This is a genomic window from Actinosynnema sp. NPDC020468 (assembly GCF_040642015.1).
In the GTDB taxonomy this organism is placed as follows: Bacteria; Actinomycetota; Actinomycetes; order Mycobacteriales; family Pseudonocardiaceae; genus Actinosynnema.
In genome coordinates this window covers 14,121-19,248 of sequence record NZ_JBFAEO010000017.1, presented here as the reverse complement: position 1 = coordinate 19,248, position 5,128 = coordinate 14,121, and the positions used below count along the sequence as shown (strand labels likewise).

The window sequence follows — 5,128 nt, the reverse complement described above, 5'->3', positions numbered from 1 at the left end:
CCTCGCCGAACCGACCACCCGTCGACACCGGGGGAGGACATACTGTCGAGGTCCGAGGTCCGGCCGCCGAGCGGAACGGTGGAACCATGGCGAAGTACCGCTGGCACGAGCACGACTTCATCACCGAGGTGGCCACCCGCCGCGGCTACCACCTCACCGGCGGCCGAAGCTCACCGTGGCGCCTCTCCGGCGGCACCCCGGGTTCGTCCTGGACCACCACCCTGACCCCGGCCTCGGGCGAACTCCCCGCGTCGATCCTCTGGCGCTGCCCGGACCTGAGGGCCTCACCCACCGACCCGACCCGGCAACTGGTGGTCGAGCCGAGGTCCTCCACCCCGACCCTGAGGTCCCTCTTCGGCCGCAAGCCGCTCCCCGAGCCGCCGGGCATTCTGGGTCCACTGTGGACGGTGAACGACCCGTCCCGCGTCCTGGACCCGAGCCTGACCCCGTGGTTCGCGCACTGGCCACCGGCGTGGTGGGGCCCGAACGACACCCGCCCGGCCACCCTCGGCTCCCTCTGGCTGAACCAGTACGGCCTCGACCTGCAATCCCAGGACTGGTGGTGCTCGGCCCCCGCCCTGGACCAGCTGATCAACCTGGGTGTCGACATCGCCGGCCGGCTCCGTCGAGCCGGCTTCTGACCCGGCCACCGAGCGCAGCGCTCCGCCTGGACTCGTGCCCGGTTCCGCCACAGGCCGCCGGAACGTCGTCCGGTGCAGGACGAACGTCTCGGCGGTGCACCCGACGCCGTGTAGCGCGCGCACGAGCCGAGCCACCACGTCCCGCCCCGGACCCTGCACGGTGGTCTGCACGAACCCGAGGAGTACTGAATGTGGCCGGGTCACCCGCCTGCACGCACGTCGATGCTCGACTCCGACGCCGTCGCGGCACATCCCTGGTGTGGTCCCGCCGAAGGACGTCCCCTGGCCTACCGCGGTCCGCACCGGCTGTCGCGGGACGGCTGGACCAACTTCGCCGGACGGCTGGAGCGGGGTGAGGAGATCGCGCTTCTCGGCGCGCTCGCGGTCGGCCACCGGCACGCGCTCGACGTAGGCGGCGGCACGGGCGAATTGACCGCTGCGGTGGCCGCGCGGGCCGGGCGATGCGCGGCGGTCGAACCCCATCGCGACCGGGTCGCCGTGCTCGACGCGATGGCGGGCGCCGTGGTGGAGGTTCACCCCGGGCACGCCGAGGCGCTGCCGTTCGCCGACAACTCCTTCGACCTCGTGCTCGCCGCGTGGGTGCTGCCCTACGTGCGAGACCTGCGAGGGGCGCTGCACGAGATCGCCAGGGTGTGCGACGACCGGGATCCCGACGCGGCTGTCGTCATCGTCGGCGGCGCGCCGGACAACGAACTGGTGCGCCTGCTCAACGAGACGTGCGTTCCGCTGTCCGGCGAGGAGCCCGACCACCAGGGTTTCCTGCTGACGGAGGCCGCCGTCGTGTTCGCCGAGCACGGTTTCGCGGAGTTCTCGCTCCTGCGCACGGAGGCGGCGCTGCACTTCCCGGAACCCGTGGAGTCCGACCGGATCGCCGTCGCCGCCACGACCCTGGTCGACTTCTGGTTCGAGGACCACCCGCACGCCGCCGCCATGCGCCACGCCCTGGAACCCGCGTTGGCCGAGCACTTCGCCCACCGACCGCACGCGATCGGGGACCAGGCCACCGTGCTGGTGGCACGTCCGTCCGCCCGCGGGCCCCGACCCACCACGTGCCGCCGTTCGGCGTAGCGGCTGGTATACCTGGTCCGGGATGTCGAGTCACCAGCGAGGAGTGCCCCGTGCCGCGGTTGTTGCTCGTCGAGGACGACCCGATGGTGGCCGAGGCCTTGTCGCGGGCGTTGCGCGGGCTCGGGCACGACGTCGCGGTCGCCGGGTCGGGGGAGCGGGCGTTGGAGCTGCTCGCGGCGCGGACCCCGGTCGACCTGGTGCTGCTGGACGTAATGCTGCCCGGTGTCGACGGGTTCGAGGTGTGCCGGCGGATCCGGGTGGGCGACCCGGTGCCGGTGATCCTGTTGACCGCGCGCGGTGACGCGGTGGACGTCGTCGTCGGGTTGGAGTGCGGTGCGGACGACTACGTGGTCAAGCCGGTCGAGCCGCGCGTGCTGGACGCCCGGGTGAAGGCGATCCTGCGTCGGGCCGCGCCCGCGCGGTCGGCCCGGACCGGGGTGCACGTCATCGGGGACCTGGAGGTGGACACCGGCGCGATGGTCGTCACCCGGGGCGGGGTCGAGGTGCGGTTGACCTCCACCGAGTTGCGGCTGCTGATCGAGTTCGCCGAGCACGCCGGGCAGGTGCTCAGCCGGCAGACGTTGCTCAAACGGGTGTGGGACTACGGGTTCGCCGGCGACTCGCGGCTGGTCGACGCCACCGTCGCGCGGTTGCGGGCCAAGATCGAGGCGGAGCCCGCGAACCCGACGTTGCTGCGGACCGTGCGCGGCTTCGGGTACCGCCTGGTCGCGCCGTGACGCGTCGGCTCGGGTTGCGGGGCGTCGTCGTGCTGACCGTCGTGCTGGTGACGGTCGTGACGACGGTGTCGATGGCCGCGACGGCCTACCTGGTCCAGGCCGGCGCGACCAGGGCCCGGTTCGCCGCGGCCGCGCAGGCGTCGTTCGACTCGGACGCCCAGCAGGCGCACCAGTTCCTGGTGCGCACCGAGGCGCGCCAGTCGGCGGTCGAGGGCGTCGCGGAGTACATGCGGGCCCGGCTCGGGCTCACCTGGGCCCTGGTCAACCGCACCGCGACCTCCGGGCCGCTCTCCGCGGTGACCGACGGCCGCTACGTGCCGGTCGAGGGCACCGGGGGCCACTACCCCGGTCAGCTGCCGCAGTCCACAGTGGAGGGTCTTGATCGGGGCTCGGTCCGGTACCCGGTGGACACCCCGGAAGGGCCGATGCTCGTGGTGCTCGGCGAGGTCGAACCCGGGCTGCTGCTCGCCGAGTTCTACCGCACGCGGGGTTTGGACGAGGAGTTGGCCGCGCTGCGCGCCGTCCTCGCGCTGGTGGCGGCGCTGGTCGTGCTGCTCGGCGGCACGGCGGGGGTGTTCGCGGCACGGGGCGTGCAGCGCCGGGTGCGGACCGCCGCGCTCGCCGCGCGACGACTGGGCGACGGCGCGCTGGACACCCGGCTCCCGGTGGAGGGGCGCGACGAGTTGGCCGACCTGGCGGGCTCGTTCAACGCGATGGCGCGGCGGCTCGGGGAGTCCATCGAGCAGTTGCGGCTCAAGGACGTGCAGCAACGCCGGTTCGCCGCCGACGTGGCGCACGACCTGCGCACGCCGTTGGCGTCGTTGATCGCCGCCACCGACGGCCTGCACAGCCCGGACGAGGCGGACCGGACGCGCTCGGCGGAACTGGTGGGCTCCCAGGCGCGGCGGCTCGGCGCCCTGGTGGAGGACCTGCTGGAGATCTCGCGGTTCGACGCCGGCGCGGCCGAGTTCCGGCCCGAGATCGTGGACCTCGAGGCGCTGGTCGCGGAGGTCGTGGAGTCGAGCCAGGTCGAGGTCGAGCGCACCGGGGACGTCGCGGTGTTCGGCGATCCGCGCCGGCTGCTCACCGTCGTGCGGAACCTGGTCGGCAACGCGCTGCGGCACGGCGGCCCGCCGGTCACCGTCACGATCGACGGCGACGCGCCGGACGTGGTGCGGCTGCGGGTCGCCGATCACGGCCCCGGCGTGCCGGAGGAGTTGCTGCCGGTGGTGTTCGACCGGTTCGTGCGCGGCGACCGGGCGCGGCACACCGAGGGCAGCGGGCTGGGGCTCGCGATCGCGCGGGAGAACGCCCGGCTGCACGGCGGCCGGCTGGAGGTGCGCAACGACGGCGGCGCGCGGTTCACCCTCACCCTGCCCCGCCGGACCTGATCGAGTCGGACCTGATCGAGCCGGACCTGATCACCCGGCCGCGTCACCGCGCTGCGGCGGGCACTCGCCGCCGGGTGTGGTCAGCAGTTCGAAGTGCCACATCTCGTTGGAGTACACCTGGCACAGCCCGTAGGCGTTGCCGTGCCGCCCGACCCAGTCGGCCGCGTCGGTCGGCCCGATGTCCACCGCCTTGCCCGACACGTGGGCCGAGGTGTCCGGCGTGCTGACGAAACGCCTTGCCTCGTCAAGACTTCCGTAGTTGACCACGGCCTGGTCCAACAGCCGCTGCTGGTACTCCTTGCTGCGCCACCCCGAGGTCACCCCGACCTCGACGCCCGCGGCCTTCGCGTCGTCGGCGGCCTTGCGCACGGCGGCGAGCAGGTCCGGGTCCAGCCGGCGGAGGGCGGCGTGGTCGGCGTAGGGCGAGATCCGGCCGTTGCCGGTGATGTCGCCGTCCTCCGCGGCGGTGGACGACGCCGGGCCGCCGACCGGGCCGCACGCCGCGACCAGGACGAGCACGGCCGCGGACATCTTCCTGTGGTGCGCTGACATTCGATCCCCCACTGGGTGGAGCCGGTTGGGACGACTCCGACCTTCCCCGCCGGATGTCCGCACCGTGCGCGCGTTGTGTGCGCATTCGGTGACAACGTGGCGAGTCCACTGTGGAGGACGTCCGACCTGCGGCGGGCCTTCGCCCCGGTGCCGGATCGGGTCTCGACGTGATTAGGCCGACCCCGGGCGGAGATCTTTCTCGAACGCCAGGACGCCGATCAGTTCCGGGTCGGAATGCACGTCGAACAGCGGGCGATAGCCGGCTTTCAGGTACAGCGCCCGCGCTTCCGGCTGCCGCGGCCCGGTGGTCAGATACGACCGGAGATAGCCCTGGTCGGCGGCTTCCCGTTCGAGTTCGGTGATGACCAACCGGGCGAGTCCACGCCGACGATGGGCGGAATGCGTCCACATCCGCTTCAACTCCGCGGTGCGGTCGTCGTATCGCCGGAACCCGCCGCCGGCGACCACCACGTCGTTTTCCACCAGCACCACGAGCAGGCCGGACGGCGGTGCGAAATCGGCGTCGACCGCGCTGCCCAGTTCCTCGTCGGTGCCGTATCTGGTCGCGTATTCGTACGCCAGCTCGTGCAGCAGGGGTTGTGCCTCCGCATCGGAAAGCCGAACTCTTCTGGTCTCGAACGAACTCGGTTCCACGACAGTCATGAACCTCTCATAGCACGGCGGCCGGCCGCGCCACAACTGGGCTCCGGACGTGATT

The 5,128-nt window shown here is 72.6% G+C and carries 6 protein-coding genes; 4 read left to right on the top strand and 2 right to left on the bottom strand.

Annotated features, from left to right (window positions below; genetic code table 11):
* Window positions 1-86 precede the first annotated feature (86 nt).
* The 4 genes from AB0G50_RS14630 (at window position 87) to AB0G50_RS14615 (ending at window position 3,858) form a co-directional block, all read left to right on the top strand.
* A complete protein-coding gene (locus AB0G50_RS14630; RefSeq protein ID WP_360107361.1) occupies window positions 87-641 on the top strand; it encodes a hypothetical protein in 555 nt (184 codons plus the stop codon).
* Window positions 642-863: 222 nt separating this feature from the next.
* Window positions 864-1,730: a class I SAM-dependent methyltransferase gene (locus tag AB0G50_RS14625; RefSeq protein WP_360107358.1), complete on the top strand. Its 867-nt coding sequence runs from the start codon at window positions 864-866 to the stop codon at window positions 1,728-1,730.
* 50 nt (window positions 1,731-1,780) lie between these two features.
* Window positions 1,781-2,467, top strand: a complete 687-nt coding sequence (locus tag AB0G50_RS14620; RefSeq protein WP_360107355.1) for a response regulator transcription factor — start codon at window positions 1,781-1,783, stop codon at window positions 2,465-2,467.
* Complete coding sequence (locus AB0G50_RS14615; RefSeq protein ID WP_360107352.1) at window positions 2,464-3,858, top strand: HAMP domain-containing sensor histidine kinase; 1,395 nt, start codon at window positions 2,464-2,466, stop codon at window positions 3,856-3,858. Before AB0G50_RS14620 ends, AB0G50_RS14615 begins: the two co-directional genes overlap by 4 nt.
* Before the next feature lie 30 nt (window positions 3,859-3,888).
* On the opposite strand, the gene AB0G50_RS14610 is transcribed toward AB0G50_RS14615, so the two are convergent.
* Together AB0G50_RS14610 and AB0G50_RS14605 are read right to left on the bottom strand one after the other, a co-directional pair.
* Complete coding sequence (locus AB0G50_RS14610) at window positions 3,889-4,410, bottom strand: M15 family metallopeptidase (RefSeq protein WP_360107349.1); 522 nt, start codon at window positions 4,408-4,410, stop codon at window positions 3,889-3,891.
* 171 nt (window positions 4,411-4,581) lie between these two features.
* Window positions 4,582-5,073 carry a GNAT family N-acetyltransferase gene (locus AB0G50_RS14605; protein WP_360107346.1) on the bottom strand — a complete coding sequence of 164 codons (492 nt, stop codon included), beginning with the start codon at window positions 5,071-5,073 and terminating at the stop codon, window positions 4,582-4,584.
* Between the last annotated feature and the right edge of the window lie 55 nt (window positions 5,074-5,128).

Excerpts from the sequence above, each read along its gene's own strand:
- AB0G50_RS14610 (WP_360107349.1), bottom strand. The coding sequence starts at position 4,410 with ATGTCAGCGCACCACAGGAAGATGTCCGCGGCCGTGCTCGTCCTGGTC.
- AB0G50_RS14630 (WP_360107361.1), top strand. The coding sequence starts at position 87 with ATGGCGAAGTACCGCTGGCACGAGCACGACTTCATCACCGAGGTGGCC.
- AB0G50_RS14605 (WP_360107346.1), bottom strand. The coding sequence starts at position 5,073 with ATGACTGTCGTGGAACCGAGTTCGTTCGAGACCAGAAGAGTTCGGCTT.
- AB0G50_RS14625 (WP_360107358.1), top strand. The coding sequence starts at position 864 with ATGCTCGACTCCGACGCCGTCGCGGCACATCCCTGGTGTGGTCCCGCC.